The organism is Streptomyces sp. CA-250714 (assembly GCF_050936705.1).
Taxonomy (GTDB): domain Bacteria; phylum Actinomycetota; class Actinomycetes; order Streptomycetales; family Streptomycetaceae; genus Streptomyces.
In genome coordinates, this window is the sequence record NZ_JBNJMI010000002.1 from 1,091,427 (window position 1) to 1,113,710 (window position 22,284).

The 22,284-nt window shown below is 71.6% G+C and carries 22 protein-coding genes and 1 pseudogene; 5 read left to right on the plus strand and 18 right to left on the minus strand.

The features are described from left to right. Positions 1-54: 54 nt before the first annotated feature. From ACQEU8_RS23795 to ACQEU8_RS23805, 3 genes and pseudogenes are all read right to left on the minus strand, one after another. Positions 55-702, minus strand: a pseudogene (locus tag ACQEU8_RS23795) (methionine ABC transporter permease); the annotation flags it as partial. Continuing rightward, a complete protein-coding gene (locus tag ACQEU8_RS23800; protein WP_433104329.1) occupies positions 699-1,769 on the minus strand; it encodes a methionine ABC transporter ATP-binding protein in 1,071 nt (356 codons plus the stop codon). The gene ACQEU8_RS23800 and the pseudogene ACQEU8_RS23795, both read right to left, overlap by 4 nt. A gap of 469 nt (positions 1,770-2,238) precedes the next feature. Further along, positions 2,239-2,892 carry an HAD family hydrolase gene (locus ACQEU8_RS23805; RefSeq protein ID WP_433104331.1) on the minus strand — a complete coding sequence of 218 codons (654 nt, stop codon included), beginning with the start codon at positions 2,890-2,892 and terminating at the stop codon, positions 2,239-2,241. Between the two features lie 70 nt (positions 2,893-2,962). On the opposite strand from ACQEU8_RS23805, the gene ACQEU8_RS23810 reads away from it, so the two are divergent. Together ACQEU8_RS23810 and ACQEU8_RS23815 are read left to right on the plus strand one after the other, a co-directional pair. After that, positions 2,963-3,334 carry a hypothetical protein gene (locus ACQEU8_RS23810; protein WP_433104333.1) on the plus strand — a complete coding sequence of 124 codons (372 nt, stop codon included), beginning with the start codon at positions 2,963-2,965 and terminating at the stop codon, positions 3,332-3,334. Continuing rightward, on the plus strand, positions 3,327-3,758 hold the full coding sequence (locus ACQEU8_RS23815) for a hypothetical protein (RefSeq protein WP_433104335.1): 432 nt from the start codon (positions 3,327-3,329) through the stop codon (positions 3,756-3,758). Before ACQEU8_RS23810 ends, ACQEU8_RS23815 begins: the two co-directional genes overlap by 8 nt. Before the next feature lie 145 nt (positions 3,759-3,903). On the opposite strand, the gene ACQEU8_RS23820 is transcribed toward ACQEU8_RS23815, so the two are convergent. The 3 genes from ACQEU8_RS23820 to ACQEU8_RS23830 all read right to left on the minus strand — a co-directional run bounded on the left by ACQEU8_RS23820 (position 3,904) and on the right by ACQEU8_RS23830 (position 6,313). After that, complete coding sequence (locus tag ACQEU8_RS23820; protein WP_433104337.1) at positions 3,904-4,398, minus strand: GNAT family N-acetyltransferase; 495 nt, start codon at positions 4,396-4,398, stop codon at positions 3,904-3,906. Further along, positions 4,389-5,057 (minus strand): RNA polymerase sigma factor, encoded by a 669-nt coding sequence (locus ACQEU8_RS23825; protein WP_433104339.1) that lies wholly within the window; start codon positions 5,055-5,057, stop codon positions 4,389-4,391. The genes ACQEU8_RS23820 and ACQEU8_RS23825 overlap by 10 nt, the downstream gene beginning before the upstream one ends. Before the next feature lie 95 nt (positions 5,058-5,152). Next, entirely contained in the window at positions 5,153-6,313 is a 1,161-nt protein-coding gene (locus ACQEU8_RS23830; protein ID WP_433104341.1) for a glycerophosphodiester phosphodiesterase, read from the minus strand. Positions 6,314-6,602: 289 nt separating this feature from the next. On the opposite strand from ACQEU8_RS23830, the gene ACQEU8_RS23835 reads away from it, so the two are divergent. Beyond that, positions 6,603-7,283, plus strand: a complete 681-nt coding sequence (locus tag ACQEU8_RS23835; protein WP_433104343.1) for a lysophospholipid acyltransferase family protein — start codon at positions 6,603-6,605, stop codon at positions 7,281-7,283. Positions 7,284-7,305: 22 nt separating this feature from the next. Here ACQEU8_RS23835 and ACQEU8_RS23840 read toward each other — a convergent pair whose 3' ends face one another. The 5 genes from ACQEU8_RS23840 to ACQEU8_RS23860 all read right to left on the minus strand — a co-directional run bounded on the left by ACQEU8_RS23840 (position 7,306) and on the right by ACQEU8_RS23860 (position 12,793). After that, the gene (locus ACQEU8_RS23840) at positions 7,306-8,841 is read right to left on the minus strand and encodes an MFS transporter (RefSeq protein ID WP_433104345.1); all 1,536 of its coding nucleotides are present in this window, start codon (positions 8,839-8,841) and stop codon (positions 7,306-7,308) included. Continuing rightward, entirely contained in the window at positions 8,838-9,389 is a 552-nt protein-coding gene (locus ACQEU8_RS23845) for a TetR/AcrR family transcriptional regulator (RefSeq protein WP_433104347.1), read from the minus strand. Before ACQEU8_RS23845 ends, ACQEU8_RS23840 begins: the two co-directional genes overlap by 4 nt. A 129-nt stretch (positions 9,390-9,518) precedes the next feature. Then, positions 9,519-10,490, minus strand: coding sequence for an aldo/keto reductase (locus ACQEU8_RS23850; RefSeq protein ID WP_433104349.1), 972 nt, complete (start codon positions 10,488-10,490; stop codon positions 9,519-9,521). 237 nt (positions 10,491-10,727) lie between these two features. Then, a complete protein-coding gene (argH, locus tag ACQEU8_RS23855; RefSeq protein ID WP_433104351.1) occupies positions 10,728-12,158 on the minus strand; it encodes an argininosuccinate lyase in 1,431 nt (476 codons plus the stop codon). A 251-nt stretch (positions 12,159-12,409) separates the two neighbouring features. Then, the gene (locus tag ACQEU8_RS23860; RefSeq protein WP_433104353.1) at positions 12,410-12,793 is read right to left on the minus strand and encodes a DUF488 domain-containing protein; all 384 of its coding nucleotides are present in this window, start codon (positions 12,791-12,793) and stop codon (positions 12,410-12,412) included. Between the two features lie 72 nt (positions 12,794-12,865). Here ACQEU8_RS23860 and ACQEU8_RS23865 point away from each other — a divergent pair, with 72 nt between their 5' ends. Continuing rightward, the gene (locus ACQEU8_RS23865) at positions 12,866-13,750 is read left to right on the plus strand and encodes an SCO6745 family protein (RefSeq protein WP_433104355.1); all 885 of its coding nucleotides are present in this window, start codon (positions 12,866-12,868) and stop codon (positions 13,748-13,750) included. Between the two features lie 158 nt (positions 13,751-13,908). Next, on the plus strand, positions 13,909-14,949 hold the full coding sequence (locus tag ACQEU8_RS23870) for a bile acid:sodium symporter family protein (protein WP_433104357.1): 1,041 nt from the start codon (positions 13,909-13,911) through the stop codon (positions 14,947-14,949). Here the strand turns inward: ACQEU8_RS23870 and ACQEU8_RS23875 are convergent. From ACQEU8_RS23875 to ACQEU8_RS23905, 7 genes are all read right to left on the minus strand, one after another. Beyond that, the gene (locus ACQEU8_RS23875; RefSeq protein ID WP_433104359.1) at positions 14,925-16,055 is read right to left on the minus strand and encodes a PQQ-dependent sugar dehydrogenase; all 1,131 of its coding nucleotides are present in this window, start codon (positions 16,053-16,055) and stop codon (positions 14,925-14,927) included. The two genes, ACQEU8_RS23870 and ACQEU8_RS23875, sit on opposite strands and share 25 nt — an antisense overlap. 158 nt (positions 16,056-16,213) lie before the next feature. Next, positions 16,214-16,741, minus strand: coding sequence for an arginine repressor (locus ACQEU8_RS23880; protein ID WP_433104361.1), 528 nt, complete (start codon positions 16,739-16,741; stop codon positions 16,214-16,216). A gap of 33 nt (positions 16,742-16,774) precedes the next feature. Continuing rightward, on the minus strand, positions 16,775-17,995 hold the full coding sequence (locus ACQEU8_RS23885; protein WP_433104363.1) for an acetylornithine transaminase: 1,221 nt from the start codon (positions 17,993-17,995) through the stop codon (positions 16,775-16,777). Beyond that, the gene (argB, locus tag ACQEU8_RS23890; protein ID WP_433104365.1) at positions 17,992-18,957 is read right to left on the minus strand and encodes an acetylglutamate kinase; all 966 of its coding nucleotides are present in this window, start codon (positions 18,955-18,957) and stop codon (positions 17,992-17,994) included. Before argB ends, ACQEU8_RS23885 begins: the two co-directional genes overlap by 4 nt. Continuing rightward, positions 18,954-20,126 (minus strand): bifunctional glutamate N-acetyltransferase/amino-acid acetyltransferase ArgJ, encoded by a 1,173-nt coding sequence (gene argJ / locus ACQEU8_RS23895; RefSeq protein WP_433104367.1) that lies wholly within the window; start codon positions 20,124-20,126, stop codon positions 18,954-18,956. The genes argB and argJ overlap by 4 nt, the downstream gene beginning before the upstream one ends. Continuing rightward, positions 20,123-21,160 carry an N-acetyl-gamma-glutamyl-phosphate reductase gene (gene argC / locus ACQEU8_RS23900; RefSeq protein ID WP_433104369.1) on the minus strand — a complete coding sequence of 346 codons (1,038 nt, stop codon included), beginning with the start codon at positions 21,158-21,160 and terminating at the stop codon, positions 20,123-20,125. Before argC ends, argJ begins: the two co-directional genes overlap by 4 nt. Before the next feature lie 97 nt (positions 21,161-21,257). After that, on the minus strand, positions 21,258-22,268 hold the full coding sequence (locus ACQEU8_RS23905; RefSeq protein ID WP_433104371.1) for an Lrp/AsnC family transcriptional regulator: 1,011 nt from the start codon (positions 22,266-22,268) through the stop codon (positions 21,258-21,260). Positions 22,269-22,284 lie beyond the last annotated feature (16 nt).

Here is a 22,284-nt window from a genome sequence, read left to right on the forward strand (position 1 = left end):
GGCGAGCCGCTTGCCGACCCCGCCGTCGCCGCTGCCCGCGCCGCCACGGGCGGCGGCCAGCAGCCGTACGACGGCGTCGCCGATGATCTGTACGGCGGTGACGATGACGATCAGCGCGACCACCGTGGCGATCATGACGTTGGTCTCGAAGCGCTGGTAGCCGTACTGCACCGCCACCGAGCCGAGGCCGCCGCCACCGACGGTGCCGGCCATCGCCGAGTAGCCGATCAGCACGATCACGGTCGTGGTCAGCCCCGCCACCAGGGACGGGAGGGCCTGCGGGAGCAGCGCCTTGAAGACGACGGTGGGGGTGCCGCCGCCCATCGCCTGCACGGCCTCGACCAGCCCCCGGTCGACCTCGCGGACGGCGGTCTCCACCAGCCGCGCGAAGAACGGGATCGCGCCGATGGCGAGCGGCACGATGGCCGCGGTGGAGCCGACGGACTGGCCGACGACGAAGCGGGTGAAGGGGATCAGCGCGATCAGCAGGATGATGAACGGCAGCGATCTGCCGATGTTCACGATCGCGCCGACGACCTTGTTGACGGGCGCGTTGTGCAGCATCCCGCCCTTGTCCGTGAGGGCGAGCAGCACGCCGAGGGGCAGCCCGCCGATCAGCGCGATGAGCGCGGACCAGCCGACCATGTAGAGGGTGTCCCAGAACCCCTGGAACAGCAGCGGCTGTATCTGAGACCAAGTCACTTGGCACCCTCCTTGACGAGGCCGTCAGCGCTGTCGGCGGCGTCGGTCTTCTCGTTGTCCTCGGCCACGGCCGCGACATCCACGGTCAGGCCCTGCTCGCGCAGGAACCCGATCGGCACGACGTTGTCCTCGAAGCTGCCGGGCAGCTCGATCCGCATCCGGCCGACCTGCTTGCCCGCGACGGTGTCCATGGCAGCGCCCAGGATGGAGATGTCGACTTCGTAGGTCCGCGACAGCTTGGAGATCACCGGCTCGGTGGTCGTCGCCCCGTGGAAGGTGATGTCGACGACCGTACGGCCGGGCGCCGAGGGCACCCCGCCGACCGGGAAGAGCTCGCGGGCCAGCTCGGAGCCGGGCGTGGCCAGCAGCTCGGGGACGGTGCCGGACTCGGTGATACGGCCGTCCTTCATCAGCGCCGCGGAGTCGCAGACGGCCTTGACGACGTCCATCTCGTGCGTGATCAGCAGCACGGTCAGGCCCAGTTGCTCCTTGAGGTCGCGCAGCAGCTGCAGGACGGAGCGGGTGGTCTCCGGGTCCAGCGCCGAGGTCGCCTCGTCGGAGAGCAGCACCTTGGGGTCGCCGGCCAGCGCCCGCGCGATACCGACCCGCTGCTTCTGGCCGCCGGAGAGCTGCGCTGGGTACGCCTTGGCCTTGTCGGCGAGGCCCACCAGGTCGAGCAGCTCGCGCGCCTTGCGGGTGCGCTCCTGCCCGCTGTACCCGAGGATCTCCAGCGGCAGCTCGACGTTGCCGAGGACCGAACGCGAGGACAGCAGGTTGAAGTGCTGGAAGACCATGCCGATCCGGCCGCGTGCCGCGCGCAGTTCCTTGCTCGCGCGCTTGCCGTTGCCGGCGAGGGCGGTGAGCTCCTGGCCGTCGACCGTGACGGTGCCGGAGGTGGGGCGTTCGAGGAGGTTGACGCAGCGGATGAGCGAGGACTTCCCGGCGCCGCTCTGGCCGACGACGCCGAAGACCTCGCCTTCGCTGACGTGGAGGTCGACGCCGTCCAGAGCGGTGACCTCGCGGTCCCGCGTGCGGTAGACCTTTGTGAGGTCCGTTGTCGTGATCACAGAAACATCCGTGGTGTCGGTGGGATGAGCGCTTACGGTGCCGTCGAGGGGGCGCGGCGCATCCGCGGCGGTGCGGGCAGAGCGCGCCCACGGCTGCGCTGTTCGCGGCGTGCGTGGGTGGGTTCTCCCGGCCTTGCCCCGAACGCCCGGAGGGCGCAGCGGTGTCGGCGGGGGTTGCTCTGTCTGCGGTGCTCGGTGCGCGGGCTCGTGACTCGCTTCGGGGCGCGAGTCGCCTCGGTCAGCTCAGGCGGGGGCCCTCAGCGGGCACACATTCGCCGCGCGGTCTGCGACGGCCAGGCGCGCACAGGCATACAACGAGCACCGGGCGTCAAGGTCGCCTCGGTCGCAAGCGTGCGGCAGCTCGTCGTGTTCATGGGGCTCAGTAAACCAGACGGGACAGCCGGTACGGAGGCCGCTGTCCGCATTGTGGACGCGGAAATGGACAGCCGCCCGGTGGGCTCCGGCCCGCTCAGTCCTCCGCGACGACCGTCACACCCGAGGCTGTGACCTGCGCCGTCACCGAACCGAGGTGCTCCACGACCACATCGGCGCGCAGCTGTTCCCGGGTGTGTGTTGTGGCCAAGCCCACGGTCCGCATGCCCGCCCTGCGGCCCGCCTCAAGCCCGGCGGGGGCGTCCTCGAAGACAACGCACCGCGCCGGGTCAGCGCCCAGTTTCTCGGCCGCCAGCAGATAGGGCTCCGGGTCGGGCTTGCCGCGGGTGATGTCGTCGGCGGCGATGACCAGCGGCGCCTCGATGCCAACGGCACGCAGCCGGGCCTCGGCCAGCTCCCGGGTCGCCGAGGTGACCACGGCCCAGCTCCCCTCCGGCAGCGAGGCCAGCAGCTCGGCGGTGCCGGGCAGCGCGACGACCCCGCCACCGGGTACGTCCTCGACCTCCAGCCGCTCGATCCGGGCGAGCGCCTCGGGGACCTGCTCGGCGGGCAGCAGATCACCGACGATGTCCACAGCCGGCCGACCGTGCAGCTCGACCGCTGCGAAGTCCTCCGCGCTGATCCCGTACTCCCGCGCCCACCTCGTCCAGCAGCGGAGCACGGACTCCATGGACGAGAGCAGGGTGCCGTCGTTGTCGAACAGCAAGGTCACGGGGGCTTCGAACTTCATGCCGGGCAGCGTACGCGGGCGTCCGGGGGCGCGCGTCGGCGGGCCCGGACGCCCTTTTAGACTCCTTCACATGCTCACCCCGCTCACCGTCACGCTCGCCGTGGCCGCGCTCCTGCTGGCCGCGTGGTGCGGCTGGGCGGCCTACCGCGACCAGCCCACCAAGGACTGGCACTTCGCCGGCATGGCCGTGGTGACCGTGCTCGCACTGGCACAGCTGGTGGTCGGCATCGTGCAGGTGGCCCGCGGTCATACGGCGGCGGACGGTTCGCTGATCTTCTTCTCCTACCTGGTCGGCATCGTCGCCTGCGTGCCCGTGGTGGGTCTGGTCTCACTCACGGAGCGCACCAAGTGGGGCTCGCTGACGGTGGTGGCGGGCGCCGTCGTGCTGGCGGTCCTCCAGGTGCGGCTCCACGACATCTGGGGAGGCGGCACGGGTGGCTGAACAGACGCCCTCGCAGACCGTTCCCGCGCCCAGGCGCGCGGGCATCAACACCGGCCCGGGCAAGCTGCTGGTCACGCTGTACGGGATCTTCACGGTGGGCGCCGCCTCGCGCTCCATCGTCCAGCTGTCCACCCGCTACCACGAGGCGCCGCTGGCCTACATCCTCTCGGCGGTCGCCGCCGTGGTGTACGCGTTCATCACGCTCTCCCTCGTCCGCGGCGGTGAGGGCGCCCGCAAAGCCGCCCTCACCTGCTGCGCGTTGGAGCTGGCCGGTGTCCTCACCGTGGGCACCTGGACCCTGGTGGAACCCTCCGCCTTCCCGGACGCCACCGTCTGGTCGGACTACGGAATGGGCTACCTCTTCATCCCGGTCGCCCTCCCGCTGACGGGGCTTTGGTGGCTGCGACGTCGCCAGGGCGATTAGATGTCCCCACGCGCAAGTTGCGCTGGGGGCGTGGGGGCGTAGCCCCCACAGCAATGCCCGCCGCGACGGCGACCAGCCACCGCGGCGAGGGTCCGGCGGCTCCGCGACAACACCAGCCCCGACGTCCGGCGGCGCCCGCGAAGCGCTACGCGCTGGCGGCGTACTCCGTGGCGTCCTTGGCCAGTGCGACCAGGGTCACCCGGCGGTCGCGCTCGGTTCCCACGGGGGTGTACCCCATCCGCCGGTACAGCCGCAGATTGCCCTCGCTGCGGCTGCCGGTCACCAGGTGATAGCGCTTGGGCGCGAACTTGTCGGCGAGCTTGGACTCGACGGCGGCGAGCAGCCGCCCGCCCAGCCCGTGTCCCTGGAGACGAGGATGCACACACAGCCGGCCGATCCGCGCCGTGCCCTCGGCATCGACCTTGCCGCGCGCGGTGCCGACGACCTCCTCGCCCAGCCGGGCCACCACCATGCAGCCCTCGGCCAGTTCGGTCCGGAGCTCGTCCAGCGTCTGGACGAGCGGCTCGATGCGGTAATCGCCGTACAGCTCCGCCTCGCTCTGGAAGCAGAGGTACTGCAGCTTCAGTATCTGTTCGGCGTCTCGCTCGTCCGCCGCAGAGATGGTCACGCTCATGCCCATGTGCGCATGCCTCCCCAAGTTGTGTGCGCACGGGCACGGGAGAGTGAGGGTGCCGTGTCCGTGCAGTCTGCCCTGGTGACGCCGGTTGCCTCTCGCACCCTTCCCCTGAGTCCGGGTGGTGGAACCTTTGCCGCGAGCATTCTGCGCAGGCATTCCAGACAGCGGGAACGTAGCGGGCCCACCGCACCCTGTGAGATTCCCAACTCTTGGGCGATTTGCGGGTATGTGGGCTCTTCCCGGGACAGCAGCGCCCGCAGTACTGGCGGGCAGCGCCCCGGCAGCCGGGCAACGGCCGCGCCGAGCTCGCGACGCCGCTCGGCGGCCAGCAGCGGCGCCTCGGTTTCGCTGGCCGGATCGCCGGTGCCGTCGACAGCGGTGACCCGCCGCTGCCGGGGTACGCGGAGCGCGGGCTCGGCACCACGCGGCACCTCGCGTCCCCGGGCGCCGGCCACCGCACGGGCCTCGGCGCGTACCGCCTCGGCCAGCCATGCGGCGGGCTCGGCAGGCGGCCCGGCCGCGCGCAGGCGCTCCAGCCAGCGCACCCAGACGCCCTGTCGCAGATCCTCGGCGTCCGCGCCGGAGCAGGCCGCGGCCTCGGCGGCGCACTCGGCTTCCAGCAACTCCGGCAGGCCCGGCGCCATCAGGGAGGGTTCGGTCATACGCCGCTGCACGCGCGCCGCCCGCCCCCGGTTGCGGGGCGGGCGGCGCGTCACTCCTACGGGTGGGAGCGGTCAGTTCTCGCCGCGGAAGGCGGTCAGTCGTCGCCGCGGAAGTCGGCCGCGGCCAGCAGGGCGGTGTCGCATTGGTCGGAGAAGAGGCCGTCGATGCCCGTCGCGAAGTAGCGCTTGAAGGCGCCGAACGCGTCGCCGTACGCGTTCGGGTCATCCCCCTTGCGGAAGTCGGCGGGGAGGAAGCCGTTCTCGTTGCGCATGGTGTACGGGTGCAGCACCAGCTTCTGCGCGTGCGCGTCCCGCACCAGGGTCGTCTCCTCACCGAGGGAGCCGTCCTGCTTGCGGGGGATGATCAGATCGAGGGTGGGCCCGATGCCCTGCGCGAAGCCGGCGATCCACTTCAGCCCCTCGGGCTTGACCAGATCGGCGACGGTACGCGGGTCCCCGGCCTCCACGAAGTCCCAGGGGCGCGAGGTGGGGCCCGACAGCAGGACGACGCGGGGGCAGTCCACCAGCTTGCCCAGCTGCTGGATGCTGCTCGGCTCGAAGGACTGCACGAAGTTGGGCGCGTGCGCCTTGTGCCGTCCGTACCGGCGCAGCAGCTTGGCCAGCGGCTTCTCCAGACCGAGGCCCAGCTTGCGGAAGTAGGTGGGGTGCTTCGTCTCGATGTGCAGCCACACCGGGCGGCCACGCCGCCTGCTCTGCTTCTCGGCCCACTCCAGGACCTCTTCGAAGCTGGGCACCTCCCAGCGGCCGTCGTAGAGGGTGTTGTGCTGGCGCTGCTTGGGGATGCGCTCCTTGGCGCGCAGCGTCTTGAGCTCCGCGAGGGTGAAGTCCTCGGTGAACCAGCCGGTGAGCTTCGTGCCGTCGACCGTCTTGGTGGTCTTGCGGGAGGCGAACTCGGGGTGGCCGGCCACATCGGTGGTGGCGGTGATGTCGTTCTCGTGCCGGCACACCAGGTGGCCGTCCTTGGTGGGGACGAGGTCCTGCTCGATGACGTCGGCGCCCATGTCGAGGGCGAGCTGGTAGGAGCCGAGGGTGTGCTCGGGGCGGTAGCCGCTGGCGCCGCGGTGCGCGACGACGAGGGGGGTGGGCAGACGGCGGGATCCGGTTCCGTCGCTCCCCGCCGCCGGGCGGTCCGCTGCCTGCGCGCCACCGCCGAGCGCCACCGCGCCCGTCGCCGCGCCCAGCACCGCCGCCGCCCCGAGCACGGTTCTGCGGCCCGGCTGCTGCTCCTGTCCCATGCGCTCTCCTCTGTCCCGGTGGCACCGATGTCCGGCCCCTGCCACACAGTCGGGCTGATCGTAGGACCGGCCGGGCGGCACCGGGGAGACGTACGTGCGAACACAGCGGAAACACAGGCGAGTCGGTGACCGCGCATCGGAGCAATACGGAAGTAACCCGCGTCAATTCCCCGTAACGGTGCAAGCAACCCGGTGTGCCGGGTACCCGAAGCGGCGAGTATCGTCCTCATCTGCGCGTCCGTGCGCATCGACCAAGCGCACGGCCATATCGACTTGGGCGGAGGGTCCGTTGTCCCGTTTCCGGCTGATCAAGGCAGTGCTCGGCCCGCTTCTTCGCGTGCTGTTCCGGCCGAAGGTCGAAGGGGCCGACCGCATCCCCGGCTCGGGTCCCGTGATCCTGGCCGGCAACCACCTCACCTTCATCGACTCGATGGTGCTGCCCCTGGTCACCACCCGCCAGGTCTTCTTCATCGGCAAGGACGAGTACGTCACCGGCAAGAGCCTCAAGGGCCGGCTGATGGCCTGGTTCTTCACCGGGGTCGGGATGATCCCCGTCGACCGGGACGGCGGACGCGGGGGCGTCGCCGCGCTGATGACCGGCCGCCGGGTGCTGGAGGAGGGCAACCTCTTCGCCATCTACCCCGAGGGCACCCGCTCCCCCGACGGCCGGCTGTACCGCGGCCGTACGGGCATCGCGCGGCTGGCACTGATGACGGGCGCGCCCGTCGTGCCGTTCGCGATGATCGGTACGGACGAGGTGCAGCCGGGCGGCAAGGGCCTGCCGAGGATCGGCGGCGGCCGCCGGATCACGGTGCGCTTCGGCGAGCCCCTCGACTTCTCCCGCTACGAGGGCATGGACCGCGACCGCTATGTGCTCCGCGCGGTCACCGACGAGGTCATGAGCGACGTGATGCGCCTGTCGGGCCAGGAGTACGTGGACGTCTACGCGACGAAGGCGAAGGCCGCCTGACGCCGGGCGCGCTGGGGCGCCCTCACAGGCGCTGCCCCCGCAGGAGGCGCCAGGCCAGTACCGCGGCGGCCAGTAGAACGACGGCGCCGGCGGTGGCGCCGTACCGGAGGCCCTCGGTGAAGCTGTCGCGGGCCGCGGCCAGCAGGGCCTCACCCTGGGCGGGCGGCAGTGCGTGCGCCGTCCGCACCGCCTCGCCCAGCGACTGCCGGGCGTGCTCCGCGGCGCCCTCCGGGACACCGGCGGGGGTGACGAAGGAGCGGTAGACGCCCGTCACGACCGAGCCCAGCAGGGCGATGCCGAGCGCGGCACCCAGTTCGTAGGCGGTCTCCGAGACCGCGGAGGCCGCACCGGCCTGCTCCTTCGGCACCGTCGAGAGGATGACATCGGCGGTCACCGTGAACGCCAGCCCGGCGCCCACGCCGACGACCAGCAGCACACCGCCCAGCAGCAGATAGCCCGTCGTGGCCTGGAGCCACAGGCAGGCGCCCAACGCCAGTCCCACGGCCGTGAGTCCGCCGGAGACGGCACCGCGCACGGACGTACGGCGGGCGGCCCACCCCGCGAACAGACCGGCGACGATCGAGCCGATGGCGGCGGGCAGTTCGGCCAGCCCGGCCTGGAGCGGGGTGCGGGCCTGCACCATCTGGAGGAACTGGGAGAGGAAGAAGACCAGTCCCGACAGTCCGAAGATGGTCAGCAGGTCGGCGAGGACGGCGCCGCTGAAGCCGCGATGGGCGAACAGCCGCATGTCCAGCAGCGGCGCCGGCAGCCGCAGCTGGCGCCGTACGAACGCGTACAGCGCCGCCAGTCCGACGACGGCCGCCAGCACGGCGTCCCAGCGGAAGCCGTAGGCCGCGGCCTCCTTCACGGCGTAGACGAGGGCGACGATGCCCACCATCGACAGTCCGACGCTCGGCAGGTCCCACGGTCCCGGCGCCGGGTTCTTGGACTCGGGCAGCAGCTTGCTGCCGACCAGCACCAGTACGGCCATCACCGGGAGGTTGATCAGGAAGACCGAGCCCCACCAGTAGTGCTCCAGCAGGAATCCGCCGACGACGGGACCGACCGCGGTGCCCGCGGCGGTCATCGCGCCCCAGATGCCCACGGCCAGGCTGCGCTCCCGCGGGTCCGGGAAGATGTTGCGGATCAGCGCCAAGGTGGCGGGCATCAGGGTGGCGCCCGCCACGCCCATCAGCGCCCGCCACACGATCATCGCCTCGGCGCTGTGCGCGTAGGCGGTCAGCACCGACAGCGCCCCGAACGCCACCGAGCCGGTGAGCAGCAGCTTCTTACGGCCGATCCGGTCGCCGAGGCTGCCCATGGAGACCAGCAGTCCGGCGATGACGAACGAGTACACGTCGCCGATCCACAGCAGCTGGGTGCTGGAGGGGCGCAGATCCTCGCTGAGGAAGGGCGCGGCCAGACCGAGGACGGTGACATCGATACCGACCAGCAGCACGGCCAGTACCAGCACCGCGAGGGCGACCCAGCGCAGCCGGGAGGGGTCGGCCCCGAAGCGCTCTCCCTGGGGGCCGGGGCCGGCGGTCTTGCTGCTCATTTCTCACTGCTCCGTCGTACGCCGCCGAGCAGCAGCTCGGCGGTCATCCGTACCGAGTCGCGGGCCGCGACCCTGCCGTCCTGGACCGCCCAGGCCGACGCGGTGATCAGCGCGTAGAGCGCCTCGGTGAGCCAGGCCGGTGACAGGTCGATACGGAAGCTGCCCTCGTGCTGGCCGCGCTGGAACAGCGCACTGATGCGCTCGTCGATCCTGGTCCAGCCCTCGTGCTGTTCGCCGGGCTCGAAGAGCTGGTTCTCGGTGACGAGGAAGCCGAGGAAGCCGGCGAGCGGCTCCGCCTCGGCGATGACGCGCCGCACCGCGTCGGCGGCGTCGCCCTCGTCCATCCGGGCCGCGTCCAGCGCCGCGTTGAGGCGACGGTGGCCGAGCTGTTCGAGCGCGCGGATGAGCGCCTCGCGGCCGGCGAAGTGCCGGTGCAGCGTCGCGCGGCTGATGCGCGCGGCCTTGGCGATGTCGTCCATCGAGGACGTCGGCCGCCGCGTCAGCACATCGGCGGCGGTGCTCAGCAGCTCTTCCCGGTCCAGACTCATGAGACAACCATAGTCCATATGAGACAGCGGTGTCGCATACGAGACAGTGAAAGAGCCCCGCCGCACGGGCGGCGGGGCGCCGGCGAAATCCGCGAGTCTGTCAGTGCGCCGACTTTGTGACCTGCGGCTTCACTGCCACGGCAGCTCCGAGCGGCGTCGCCAGTACACCTCAGGCTCCTCCACCAGCTCGGTCAGCAGGGCCAGTTGGGCCTCGTCCAGCTCGACCGCCGTGGCCAGCAGATTGGCGTGCAGCGCGCCGACGGTGACCGCGCCGGAGAGGACGACTCCCGCCCATGGCTGCCGCAGCACCGCGGCGAGCGCGACGGCATCCGGCGTGGTCCCCGCCGCCTCCGCCACCAGGTGCAGATCGCGGGGCTCCTGACCACCGGCCAGCCGGCCGTTGGCCATCGCTTCCTTGACGATCACCGTCAGCCCGGCCTCGTGCGCCTCGGCCAGTGCCCCGGCCGCCGAGGTCTCCAGCAGGTTGTAGGTGCTCTGGACGGTACGGAAGAGCGGTTCGCCGTCCACGGTGACCGCCAGTGCCGCGCGGATGGCGTCGGCCTGCGCGGGGCCGCTGGTGCTGAAGCCGACCGTGACCCCCTCGGCCGCCAGCCCGGCCAGCCGCTCGTGCAGCGCGGTGTCGGTCAGCACGGGGCTGTCCGGGGTGACGGAGTGGATCTGGTACAGGTCCAGCCGGTCGCCGAGCAGTTCACGGCTCTCGGCCAGCTGCCGCTCGAACGCCGCGAGGGAGTGGTCCTTGACCTCGTGCACCTCGGCGTCGGTGCGCCACTCCCCCACGTAGGTGTAGCCCCACTTGCTGCCGACGACCACGTCGTCGACCTCGGGGTGCTCGCGCAGCCAGGCCGCCAGGAACTCCTCGGCCCGCCCGTAGGAACGCGCCACGTCGAAATAGCGCACACCCTGCGCGTAGGCCGCGTCGAGGAGTTCGTGCGTACGGGAGCGCAGCGCCTCCGGAGTGCGGTTCGCGGGCAGCTCCGCCTCCCTGCCGAGGGTGATGTACGCGGGGCGGCCGACGGCGGCGAGCCCGAGGCCGAGGTGGGCCGTCGGCGTGGTGGCAGAAGCGAGACGGGTGAAGGGCATCGGCATCTCCCGGCCATGGGTGCGTACGGTGTTGCGGCTGGTGCCGCACCACCGTACTCGGCGGGTGCCGCTGGGCCCCGCACCTTGGTGTGGGGGTCTGCGATGTCGACGCCCCCAGCAGACCTTCGGGCCCTCTCCCCTGGTCTGGTGAGGGGGTGCCCCTGTCCGACGTCCGCAGGCTGCGGGTGCCTGGTGGTTGCTCGCGCAGTTCCCCGCGCCCCTTCGGGGCGCGCTCCGTCAGCGTTTGGCGTCAGCCCATTCGCGCTGGTGGTGCAGGTCCGTGTGGAAGGCGGCGAGCTGGGTGGCGACTGCGGAGGGGGCCGTGCCGCCCTTGCCGTCGCGGGCGGCCAGGGCGCCCGGGACGTTCAGTACCTGGCGTACCTCGGGGGTGAGATGCGGGGAGATCGCGGCGAACTGCTCGTCGGTGAGCTGGTCCAGCTCGATGCCCGTACGCTCGCACTCCTTCACGCACGCGCCCGCCACCTCGTGCGCCACCCGGAACGGGACACCCCGCTTGACCAGCCACTCGGCCACATCGGTGGCCAGCGAGAACCCGGCGGGCGCCAACTCGGCCATCCGGTCGCCGTGCACGGTCAGCGTCGCCATCATGCCGGTGAACGCGGGCAGCAGCAGCTCCAGTTGGTCGATGGAGTCGAAGACCGGCTCCTTGTCCTCCTGGAGGTCACGGTTGTAGGCGAGCGGCAGCGCCTTGAGCGTTGCCATCAGCCCGGTCAGATTGCCGATCAGCCGGCCGGACTTGCCGCGCGCCAGCTCCGCGATGTCCGGGTTCTTCTTCTGCGGCATGATCGAGGAGCCGGTCGAGAAGGCGTCGTGCAGCGTCACGAAGGAGAACTCCTTCGTGTTCCAGATGATGACCTCCTCGGCGATCTTCGAGATGTCGACGCCGATCATCGCGGTGACGAAGGCGAACTCCGCGACGAAGTCGCGGGAGGCCGTCCCGTCGATCGAGTTGGCCGCGCTGCCGCCCTCGAAGCCGAGGTCGGCGGCGACGGCCTCCGGGTCGAGGCCGAGCGACGAACCGGCCAGCGCGCCGGACCCGTACGGCGACACCGCCGTACGCGCGTCCCACTGCCGCAGCCGCTCCGCGTCCCGCGCGAGGGCCTGGGCGTGTGCGAGGACGTGGTGCGCGAACAGCACGGGCTGTGCGTGCTGGAGGTGGGTGCGGCCCGGCATCGCCACATCCGGGTGCGCCTCGGCGAGACCGACGAGGGCTCCCTGGAGGTCTGCCAGCAGTCCGCCGATGATCCGGGCGTGGTCCCGCAGATACATCCGGAAGAGGGTGGCGACCTGGTCGTTGCGGGACCTGCCCGCGCGGAGCTTGCCGCCCAGGTCCTTGCCGACGCGCTCCAGGAGACCGCGCTCCAGCGCGGTGTGCACGTCCTCGTCGGCGACCGTGCCCTGGAAGTCGCCCGAGGCGACGTCCCGTTCGAGCAGGTCCAGGCCGTCGAGCATCTGACGCAGCTCGTCGTCGGTGAGCAGGCCCGCCTTGTGCAGGACGCGGGCGTGGGCCCGCGAACCGGCGATGTCGTACGGCGCCAGGCGCCAGTCGAAGTGGACCGATGCGGATAGCTTCTCCAGCGCCTCGCTCGGTCCGTCGGCGAACCGGCCGCCCCAGAGGCGGATGTCGTCGGTCTCGTTGCTGCTCACGTGCGTCGCCTGCTCCTGGCTGGATGGTGCGGTTCGGTCGGCGGCTGCGGCCGGTGACTGGGCGGAATAATTATGCATTTCTCTGTATGTTTCGTCAACGAGTACCTCTGGGCTGCGCTGCCGCCGCTGGCGCTGGCGCCGTCGCCACGGAGACCCGCCGTGAAGCTTCGCGGATCGGCCGGGTGCGGGTGCTTCCTGGTTGCTGGGGGCACCTCCCGGCCGGAGGCTGGGGGAGCAGTTCCCCGCGCCCCTTACGGGGCGCGGCTCTTCAGTTCCTCGGCCAGCACCCTCGTGTGGCCGAGTGACGGGTCCTTGACGGCGGTCAGCAGGGTGAGCGTCCCGGCGCCGGAGGCGGTCTCCAGCAGGTCGGCGATCGCTTGTTCGCCCTCCTCCGTGGCCAGCTCGGCGCGGTAGCGCTCGGCGAAGTCGTCGAAGCGGTCCGGATCGTGGCCGTACCACTTGCGCAGCTCCGTGCTGGGTGCGACGTCCTTGTGCCAGGCGTCCAGCGCGGCCGCCTCCTTGGCCAGGCCGCGCGGCCAGACGCGGTCCACCAGGACGCGCGTGCCGTCCGAGCCGGGGTCGGGTTCCTCGTAGACGCGGCGCACCTGGATCTTCGGTTTCTTCTGGGCAGCCATGACATCAGCGTGCGGCCGGCACCCGGCTCCTTGCATGTTGACGCCGTTCACATTGGGGGATAGCTTACCGCCATGGCTGACTTCCCGAGTCTCGCGCGACAGACGTGGCACCAGCTCGAACCCGGCTACGCGTCCGTTTACTTCGCCCCCGAGGTCGCGGCGCAGGCCGCCGCGCTCGGCTACGACACCACCGCGCGCTGGCCCGCGTACTTCGCCCTGCGCGCGGCCCCGCTCGGAGCAGCGACGGCGCAGCTGGTGACGGCGACGTTCTACAGCTTCAGTCCGCGCGCGGTCGCCGAACATGTGCCGGGCATCTGGCGTACTGCCTCGCCGGAGGCGGTGCTGGAGGCACGTATGCGGGGTGTGGACGCGACACTGCGCGCCATCCTCGGTGACCGGATCGGAGACCCCGGGCTGGCCGAGGCGGCCGAGCTGGCGCGTACCGCCGCCGAGGCCGCCGACCTCGCCGGGCGCCCGCTGGCCGCCGCCAACGCCGCGCTGGACTGGCCGCAGGAGCCGCACCTGGTGCTGTGGCAGGCGGCGAACGTGCTGCGGGAACACCGCGGTGACGGCCATCTGGTGGCGTTGCAGGCCGCCGGGCTGGACGGCTGCGAGGCACTGGTGTCCTTCGCCGGGATCGGCGCGGCTCCGGTGGCGAACTTCGCCTCGCGCGGCTGGAGCGAGCAGGAGTGGGCGGCGGCCCGTACCCGGCTCGTGGAGCGCGGCCTTCTGGACGCCGAGGGCACGGCCACCGAGCGCGGGCGCGAGCTGCGGGACGAGGTGGAGCGGACGACGGACGAGCTGGCTGCGGCGCCGTACCGGGTGCTCGGCGAGGACGGCTGCGCCCGGCTGGCGGAGCTGAACCGTCCGGCGTTCATGGCGGTGATCGAGTCCGGTCTGCTGCCGGCTCAGTCCACACTGGGCATCCTCACCGTCCAGGCGCCCGGGCCCCGTTAGCGGGCCCGGAGCTCAAGGGCTGGAGGGGAGCGAGGCCGCCGCCGACCGCACGGGTCGGCGGCGGCCTGGTGTGTGCGGTAGCAGGCTCGGCCGGTGAGGCCTGGTCACATCGCGAGACAGCCTTGCCAACCTCCCCTACCAGGGCGTTTTCTCTGCGGGTGCGAACCGAACAGCAGAACACCTCGCCGGGCAACACAGCCGAGCAGCGCGGAGCCCGCCGCGCGGTGACCCTCTTCCCCTTGCTGGTCCTGCTCGCCGGCGGCCTCGGCCTGGTGACTCCGGGCAGCTTCACGGGCGGGGCCGAGGCGGTGCCCTACCTGCTCGGCGTCGTGATGTTCTGCATGGGACTGACCATGACGCTGCCCGACTTCCGCGGGGTCGTACGCCGCCCCTGGGCCGTCGCGGTCGGACTCGCGGCGCAGTACATCGTGATGCCCGGACTCGGCTGGCTGATCGCCCACGCCCTGAGCCTCTCCCCGCAGCTCGCAGCCGGGCTGATCCTGGTCGGCTGCGCCCCCGGCGGCACGGCGTCGAACGTCGTCACCTACCTGGCGCGCGGTGACGTGGCCCTTTCGGTCTCCGTGACCTCGGTCTCCACGCTCATCGCGCCGCTGCTGACCCCGTCGCTCACCCTGTTCCTCGCGGGCGAGTTCCTGCCGGTGGACAGCGGATCGATGGTCGGCGACATCCTCAAGACGGTGCTGCTGCCGGTGCTCGCAGGATTGCTGGTGCGGCTGCTCGCGGGTCGCTATGTGACGCGGGCACTGCCCGTACTGCCCTGGCTGTCGGCGCTCACCATCGCGGGAATCGTCACCATCGTGGTGGCGGGCAGCGCGGACGCGATCAAGTCGGCTGCGGCACTGGTCTTCCTGGCCGTCGTCCTGCACAACGGCCTGGGCCTGGCGCTCGGTTACGCCGTGGGGCGGCTGTCCCGGCTCGGCGAACCGGCAGGCCGCGCCATGGCCTTCGAGGTCGGTATGCAGAACTCGGGCCTGGCTGCCTCGCTGGCCACCGCGCACTTCAGCCCGCTCGCCGCGCTGCCCGCCGCCGTCTTCTCGGTGTGGCACAACGTCTCGGGGGCGATGGTCGCCGCCTGGTTCTCCTACCGCGACCGCGGTCTCACCGCCGCCCCTGAGGACGCCGGTGAGACCGCGGACCCTAAGGACTCCGGGGACTATGCCGCCGGGTCGAGCCGGTAGACGTCGCCGCCCAGCGCCAGAGCGTACAGCTCCTTGTCGCCGCCCTCGGCGAACGAGACGATCTCGCCTCCGTTGACGCCGAGGTTGGTCTCGCCGGTGACCTTGCCGTCCTTCATCTCCAGCGCCCGGACGTCGCCTTCGCAGTAGTCGCTGAAGAGGTATCTGCCTTGCAGTTGCGGGACGGCCTTCCCGCGGTAGACGTGGCCGCCGGTGACCGAGCAGCGCGAGGAGCTGCGGTCGTACTCGAAGACCGGCGGCACATGGTTCGCCGGTTCCTCACCGGCGACGGGCAGGGTGCCTTCCATCCGGGCCCAGCCGTAGTTCTCGCCGCCCTTGCTGCCGGCGGGCGCCCAGTCGATCTCCTCGCGGCGGTTCTGGCCGACGTCGCCGATCAGCATGTCGCCGGTCGCGGAGTCGAAGGAGAACCGCCACGGGTTGCGCAGCCCGTACGCCCAGATCTCCGGGCGCGCACCCGGCTTGCCGACGAACGGGTTGTCCTCGGGGACCGCGTACGGGTCGCCCTTGCCCGGGTCGATCCGCAGGATCTTGCCGAGCAGCGTGTCGAGGTTCTGGCCGTTGTCCTGCGGGTCGTTGGCGCTGCCGCCGTCACCGAAGGCTACGTAGAGCATGCCGTCGGGGCCGAAGGCGATGTCGCCGCCGTTGTGGTTCGCGTACGGCTGCTTCTGGGTGAGGATCGTACGGCGGCTGTCCTGCTGGACCTTGCCGTTCTCGACGGCGAACTCGTCGATCCTGCTGTGGCCCTGAAGGTCGGTGAACGAGATGTACAGATGCTCCCGGCCGGGGTCGAAGGCGATGCCGAGCAGGCCCCGCTCACCGTCGACGGTGGTCTCGTCCGTGATGTCGACAACCGGGTCGCCGAGTCCCTTCTCGTCCAGGACCCGTACGGTGCCAGGGCGTTCGGCGATCCACATCGTGCCGTCGGGCCCAGCCGTTCCGTCGGTGGGGTTCTTGGCCTCGGCGACCTTCGTCAGGGCGACGTCGGCCTTCCGTGGTGCGGACTTCTCCTCGGCGGACGCCGTGGATAACGCGAGTGAGGCGGCGAGCACGAGCGTGCCGACAACCGCCGAGCGCTTGCGAACTTTCACCGTGATCCTCCTGGAGGCAGCGGTCAAGTCGTCACCCGGCTGCGAGGGGGGCGCTTGTGCCAGCGTGCAACCTGGGTGGGGGGTGGTGCGCTACTGGCTGTCCGTGAGAGTAATCGCCGAAAGGCGCACGCGGAATGCCGCCCCGACAAAGGCGAAGCTCAGCGTTCCTTCTGGGCCAGCGCCAGCAGATGGTCCGCGAGGGCCTGCCCACCATCCGGCGCACGGCTGATCAGCAGCAGCGTGTCGTCCCCCGCGATGGTGCCGATGATCTCGTGCACCCCCGCCTGGTCGATGGCCGAGGCCAGAAACTGTGCCGCCCCCGGAGGGGTTCGCAGTACGACGAGGTTGGCGGACGCCTCGGCGGAGATGAGGAGTTCACCGGCGAGCCGCGCCATCCGGGCCTCGGTCGCGGACTCGCCCAGCGGCGCCCGCGGGGTGGGGTCGCCCCCCTCACCGGGGACCGCGTAGATCAGCTCGCCCCCGGTGTTGCGGATCTTGACGGCGCCCAGCTCGTCGAGGTCCCGGGAGAGGGTGGCCTGGGTGACCGTGAGCCCGTCGTCGGCCAGGAGCTTGGCGAGCTGGCTCTGCGAGCGGACCGGCTGCCTGCTCAGAATGTCGACGATACGGCGGTGACGGGCCGTCCGCGTCTGCGGGACGGCCTGTCCCCCGTGCTGCTCCTCGGTCATCGTGCGCGTACCCCTCTGGTCATCTGCTTCAGATCATCGCTGTCTGTCGGCCGCGGCACCGGCCGCGTCGGCCGCCGCCGCGTCGAGGACGGCGGGCAGCGCCGCGATGAGCGCGTCCACCTCCGCCTCGCCGACGATCAGCGGTGGAGCGAGCCGGACGACGTCCGGGGCGACCGCGTTCACCAGGAAACCCGCGTCCTGTGCCGCCTGCTGCGCGCGCGGCGCGACCGGCTCGGTGAGCACGATACCCAGCAGCAGCCCCGCACCACGGACTTGTGCGACCAGCGGGTGGCCGAGGCCCTGGATGCCCTCGCGCAACCGGGCGCCGACGCGCTTGACGTGGTCGAGCAGTCCGTCGGCCGCGATGGTCTCCAGCACCGCGAGTCCCGCGGCGCAGGCGACCGGGTTGCCGCCGAAGGTGGAGCCGTGCTGGCCGGGCTCCAGCAGCTCGGCTGCCGCACCGAACGCGAGCGTGGCGCCCAGCGGCAGCCCGCCGCCGAGCCCCTTGGCGAGCGTGATGACATCGGGTTCGACCCCCTGGGCCTGGCACTCGAACCAGTGCCCCGTACGGCCGATGCCCGTCTGGATCTCGTCCAGCACCAGCAGCGTGCCGGTGGCGGCGGTGATCTCGCGAGCCGCGGCCAGATAGCCCTCGGGCGGTACGACGACGCCGTTCTCGCCCTGGATGGGTTCGACGATCAGCAGCGCCGTCTCCTCGGTGACGGCCGCCCGCAGCGCCTCGACATCGCCGTACGGGACGTGGGTGACCTCGCCGGGCAGCGGACGGAACGGGTCCTGCTTGCCGGGCTGGCCGGTCAGGGCGAGGGCGCCCATAGTGCGGCCGTGGAAACCGCCCTCGGTGGCGACCATATGGGGACGGCCGGTGCGCCGCCCGATCTTGAAGGCAGCCTCGACGGCCTCGGCCCCGGAGTTGGCGAAGTACGCCTTCCCGGGGCGGCCCCCCACCTCCAGCAGCTTCTCGGCGAGCGCGACGGGCGGCTCGGCGATGAAGAGGTTGGAGACATGGCCGAGGGTGGCGATCTGGTCGGAGACGGCACGCACCACGGCCGGGTGCGCGGTGCCGAGCGCGTTGACGGCGATACCGCCGACGAAGTCGGTGTACAGCTTGCCCTCGGCGTCCCACAGCCGGCTGCCCTCGCCGTGGGTGAGGGGGATGCGCGGGGTGCCGTAGTTGTTCATCAGCGCGCCCTGCCACCGTCCGGTGAGGGCGGAGTTGTCGTGCGCGATGGTCATGCCGGGCCCTCCGCGTTCCGTGGTGTGGTGGTCTCGCGTGCGTCGCGTGGGTCGGGGACGGCGTCGGGCACGACCATCGTGCCGATGCCCTCGTCCGTGAAGATCTCCAGCAGGATGGAGTGCGGCACCCGCCCGTCCAGCACGCGCGCCGTGTGCACCCCGTTGCGTACGGCGTACAGGCAGCCCTCCATCTTGGGGACCATCCCGCTCGCCAGCTCCGGCAGCAACTTCTCCAGTTCCGCCGCGGTCAGTTCGCTGATCACGTCGTCGCTGTGCGGCCAGTCCGCGTACAGGCCCTCCACGTCGGTGAGGACCATCAGCGTCTCGGCGCCCAGCGCGGCGGCGAGTGCGGCGGCCGCGGTGTCGGCGTTGACGTTGTAGACGTGGTCGTCGTCGGCGCTGCGGGCGATGGAGGAGACGACCGGGATCCGGCCGTCGTCCAGCAGCGCCTCGATCGCCCCGGGCTCGACGGAGCTGATACGGCCCACCCGGCCCAGGTCGACCTCTTCCCCGTCCACCTCGGCCAAGTGCTTGGTCGCCGCCATGATGTGGGCGTCCTCGCCGGTCATGCCGACGGCGAGCGGGCCGTGCTGGTTGAGCAGGTTGACCAGCTCGCGCTGCACCTGGCCCGCCAGCACCATCCGTACGACGTCCATCGTCTCGGGCGTGGTCACCCGCAGCCCGGCACGGAACTGGGACTCCAGGCCCAGCCGGTCCAGCTGCTTGCTGATCTGCGGGCCGCCGCCGTGTACGACGACGGGGCGCAGCCCGGCGTGCCGCAGGAAGACGACGTCCTGGGCGAAGGCGGCCTTCAGCTCCTCGTCCACCATCGCGTTCCCGCCGAACTTGATGACGACCGTCTTGCCGTGGTGCCGGGTCAGCCAGGGCAGCGCCTCGATGAGGATCTGCGCCTTGGGCAGCGCGGTGTGTTTGCGGGTGCTGCTCGGCTTTCGGATACTCATGACGAGTACGCGCTGTTCTCGTGGACGTAGTCGGCCGTCAGATCGTTCGTCCAGATGACGGCGGACGCGGAGCCCGCGTGCAGATCGGCGGTGATCCGCACCTCGCGGAAGCGCATGTCGACCTTGTCGCGGTCCTCGCCGACGGAGCCGCCGCGGCAGACCTGTACGCCGTTGATGGACACGTCCAGTTGGTCGGGGTCGAACGTCGCGTCGGTGGTGCCGATGGCGGCGAGCACCCGGCCCCAGTTGGGGTCCTCGCCGTGCACGGCGCACTTGAGGAGGTTGTTGCGGGCGATGGTGCGGCCCACCGTGACGGCCTCGTCCTCGTCGGCGGCGCCCACCACCTCGATCCGGATGTCCTTGGAGGCGCCCTCCGCGTCCCGGATCAGCTGCTGCCCCAGGTCGTCGCAGAGCGCGCGGACCGCCTCGGCGAACTCGGCCTGCTCCGGGCGCACCCCGCTCGCTCCGGAGGCGAGCAGCAGCACCGTGTCGTTGGTGGACATGGCGCCGTCGGAGTCGATGCGGTCGAAGGTGGTGCGGGTGGCGGCGCGCAGTGCGGTGTCCAGCTCGGCCGCCGTCAGATCGGCGTCGGTGGTCAGGACGACGAGCATGGTGGCCAGCCCCGGCGCGAGCATGCCCGCGCCCTTGGCCATACCGCCCACGGTCCAGCCCGCGGGGCTGGTGACGACAGCCGTCTTGTGCACGGTGTCGGTCGTCTTGATGGCGATGGCGGCCTTCTCGCCGCCGTGCTCGGACAGCGCCGAGGCGGCTGACTCCACGCCCGGCAGCAGCTTGTCCATCGGCAGCCGCAGCCCGATCAGCCCGGTGGAGGCGACCGCGACCTCCGCCGCGCTGTGCTCGGTGCCGGTGGCGGCCGTCAGCGCCTCGGCCGCCTTCTCCGCCGTCGCGTGGGTGTCCTGGAAGCCGGGAGCGCCCGTACAGGCGTTGGCACCACCCGAGTTGAGCACCACCGCGGAGACCCGGCCGCCCTTGAGGACCTGCTCGGACCAGAGCACCGGCGCCGCCTTGACGCGGTTGGCGGTGAAGACGCCCGCCGCCTCCAGACGCGGACCGTTGTTGACGACGAGTGCGAGGTCGGGGGCTCCGCTCTCCTTGAGTCCGGCTGCGATGCCCGCCGCCGTGAATCCGCCGGCCGCTGTGACGCTCATGGTGCGACTCCGATCGTGGAAAGTCCCAGTCCCTCGTCCAGGCCGAGGGCGATGTTCATGCTCTGCACGGCACCGCCCGCGGTGCCCTTGGTCAGGTTGTCGACAGCGCTCACGACGATGATCCGGTCCGCCTCAGGGTCGTACGCGACTTGGAGGTGCACGGAGTTGGAGCCCTGCACGGATGCCGTGGCGGGCCACTGCCCCTCGGGGAGGAGGGTGACGAACGGCTCGTCCTGGTAGGCCTTCTCATACGCGGCGCGCAGCTGCTCGGCGCTCGTACCCGGGGTGGCCTTGGCAGTGCACGTGGCGAGGATGCCGCGGGACATGGGGGCGAGGGTCGGCGTGAAGGAGACGCTGACGCGCTGCCCCGCCGCGGCCGAGAGGTTCTGGATCATCTCGGGGGTGTGCCGGTGGGTACCGCCCACCCCGTACGGGCTCATCGAGCCCATGACCTCGCTGCCCAGCAGATGCGGCTTGAGCGCCTTGCCCGCGCCGGAGGTGCCGCTCGCTGCGACGATCACGGCGTCGGGCTCGGCGAGGCCGCCCGCGTAGGCGGGCACCAGCGCGAGGGAGACGGCCGTGGGGAAGCAGCCGGGCACCGCGATCCGCTTCGTCCCGCGCAGCGCCTCGCGGGCGCCGGGCAGCTCGGGGAGCCCGTAGGGCCAGGTACCGGCGTGCGGGGTGCCGTAGAACCGCTCCCAGTCGGCCGCGTCGGCCAGCCGGAAGTCGGCACCGCAGTCGACCACGAGGGGCCCGTCATGGGGGGAGCCGAGCTGCTCGGCTACGGCTGCGGACTGCCCGTGCGGGAGGGCGAGGAACACCACGTCGTGGCCGCGCAGGACGTCCACCGTGGTCTCCTCCAGCACGCGGTCCGCATACGGAACCAGATGCGGCTGGAGCGTCCCGAACCGCTGCCCGGCGTTGCTGTTCCCGGTCAGCGCCCCCACCTCGACCTGTGGATGCCGGGCGAGCAGGCGCAGCACCTCACCCCCCGCGTACCCGCTCGCTCCCGCCACTGCCGTGCGCACTGCCATGAGACCTCCTCCTCGGAAGCATGACTATACGCAGTGCAGCAGTTTTATGCAATGAATCATGTGACCGATCAACTGCTCGACCGCCGTGACCGAGCGCTCATGGCCGGCGGGTGCGGGTCCTGGGGCGGCGGGGCGCGCCGGTCCGGGCCGGGAGCGGTCCTGCGGTCTTGACCATGCGCAGTACGGGGGCGGTCTCCAGGCTGCGGATCGCTTCCAGGACGCCGAGCTTCTCGATGAGGTAGCGGTGCAGCGCTGCCGGGTCGGGGCACAGGGCCTGGGCGACCAGGTTGCTGGGGCCGGTGACGGCGGCCACGTAGGCGAGTTCCGGGTGCTCGGCCAAGGTCCGCGCGACGTGGTCGAGGTGGGCGGGCGCGACGGCCATCCACAGCATTGCCTGTGTGGTGACGCCCAGCAGGGTGTTGTCGAGCTCGACGTCGAAGAAGAGCTCGCCGCCGGCCCGCAGCTCGGCCAGCCGGCGCGCGACGGTGGCGGACGACCAGCCGGTGGCGGCGGCGAGGTCGGTGAGGCTGGCCCGGCCGTCCTGCTGGAGGGCGGCGAGCAGGTCGCCGTCGGCGGAGGTGAGGGTCTGCTGTACGGGACGGGCGGGGGCGGGGGCCGACTGGAGGCGGCGGCGCTGTGCCGCGTCGAGGCCCTGTTCGCGGCCGGGCCAGGCGGTGGGGCCGCCGAGATAGGTGTGCAGTACGCAGTGCGCGGAGACGGCGGTGATGCCGGCCGTACGCGGGATGTCGTGCAGCAGCAGCGCGTGCCCGGCCTGACCGTCGGCGGTGGACGTGTGCACGACCGCGACGATCTCCGTGCCGCCCGAGGCCAGCATGACCCAGGAGGTGTCGGCGCGGCGGGCGAGCGCGGCAGCGAGGTCCTGGGCGGAGTGCGGGACGGCGGTCAGTCGCAGCAGCCACTGTGTGCGCCCGGCCCGATGGGGGTCCGCCAGACCCACCACCCGCAGCGACGCCTCGGCGCACAGCCGCCGGTAGCGGCGGGAGACCGTCTGCGTCGAGACGCCGAGGACATCGGCGATCGCGGTGAACGGCGCCCGGCCATCGATGTGCAAGGCGTGGATGAGACCACGATCGATGTCGTCCAGCATGTGAGAATCATGCAGT

What these genes read in the sequence shown, in the direction of transcription:
- ACQEU8_RS23805 (WP_433104331.1), bottom strand. Translation starts at nt 2,892, where the DNA reads ATGAAGTTCGAAGCCCCCGTGACCTTGCTGTTCGACAACGACGGCACC.
- ACQEU8_RS23810 (WP_433104333.1), top strand. Translation starts at nt 2,963, where the DNA reads ATGCTCACCCCGCTCACCGTCACGCTCGCCGTGGCCGCGCTCCTGCTG.
- ACQEU8_RS23820 (WP_433104337.1), bottom strand. Translation starts at nt 4,398, where the DNA reads ATGGGCATGAGCGTGACCATCTCTGCGGCGGACGAGCGAGACGCCGAA.
- ACQEU8_RS23825 (WP_433104339.1), bottom strand. Translation starts at nt 5,057, where the DNA reads ATGACCGAACCCTCCCTGATGGCGCCGGGCCTGCCGGAGTTGCTGGAA.
- ACQEU8_RS23830 (WP_433104341.1), bottom strand. Translation starts at nt 6,313, where the DNA reads ATGGGACAGGAGCAGCAGCCGGGCCGCAGAACCGTGCTCGGGGCGGCG.
- ACQEU8_RS23840 (WP_433104345.1), bottom strand. Translation starts at nt 8,841, where the DNA reads ATGAGCAGCAAGACCGCCGGCCCCGGCCCCCAGGGAGAGCGCTTCGGG.
- ACQEU8_RS23845 (WP_433104347.1), bottom strand. Translation starts at nt 9,389, where the DNA reads ATGAGTCTGGACCGGGAAGAGCTGCTGAGCACCGCCGCCGATGTGCTG.
- ACQEU8_RS23850 (WP_433104349.1), bottom strand. Translation starts at nt 10,490, where the DNA reads ATGCCCTTCACCCGTCTCGCTTCTGCCACCACGCCGACGGCCCACCTC.
- ACQEU8_RS23860 (WP_433104353.1), bottom strand. Translation starts at nt 12,793, where the DNA reads ATGGCTGCCCAGAAGAAACCGAAGATCCAGGTGCGCCGCGTCTACGAG.
- ACQEU8_RS23865 (WP_433104355.1), top strand. Translation starts at nt 12,866, where the DNA reads ATGGCTGACTTCCCGAGTCTCGCGCGACAGACGTGGCACCAGCTCGAA.
- ACQEU8_RS23880 (WP_433104361.1), bottom strand. Translation starts at nt 16,741, where the DNA reads ATGACCGAGGAGCAGCACGGGGGACAGGCCGTCCCGCAGACGCGGACG.
- ACQEU8_RS23885 (WP_433104363.1), bottom strand. Translation starts at nt 17,995, where the DNA reads ATGACCATCGCGCACGACAACTCCGCCCTCACCGGACGGTGGCAGGGC.
- argB (WP_433104365.1), bottom strand. Translation starts at nt 18,957, where the DNA reads ATGAGTATCCGAAAGCCGAGCAGCACCCGCAAACACACCGCGCTGCCC.
- argJ (WP_433104367.1), bottom strand. Translation starts at nt 20,126, where the DNA reads ATGAGCGTCACAGCGGCCGGCGGATTCACGGCGGCGGGCATCGCAGCC.
- argC (WP_433104369.1), bottom strand. Translation starts at nt 21,160, where the DNA reads ATGGCAGTGCGCACGGCAGTGGCGGGAGCGAGCGGGTACGCGGGGGGT.
- ACQEU8_RS23905 (WP_433104371.1), bottom strand. Translation starts at nt 22,268, where the DNA reads ATGCTGGACGACATCGATCGTGGTCTCATCCACGCCTTGCACATCGAT.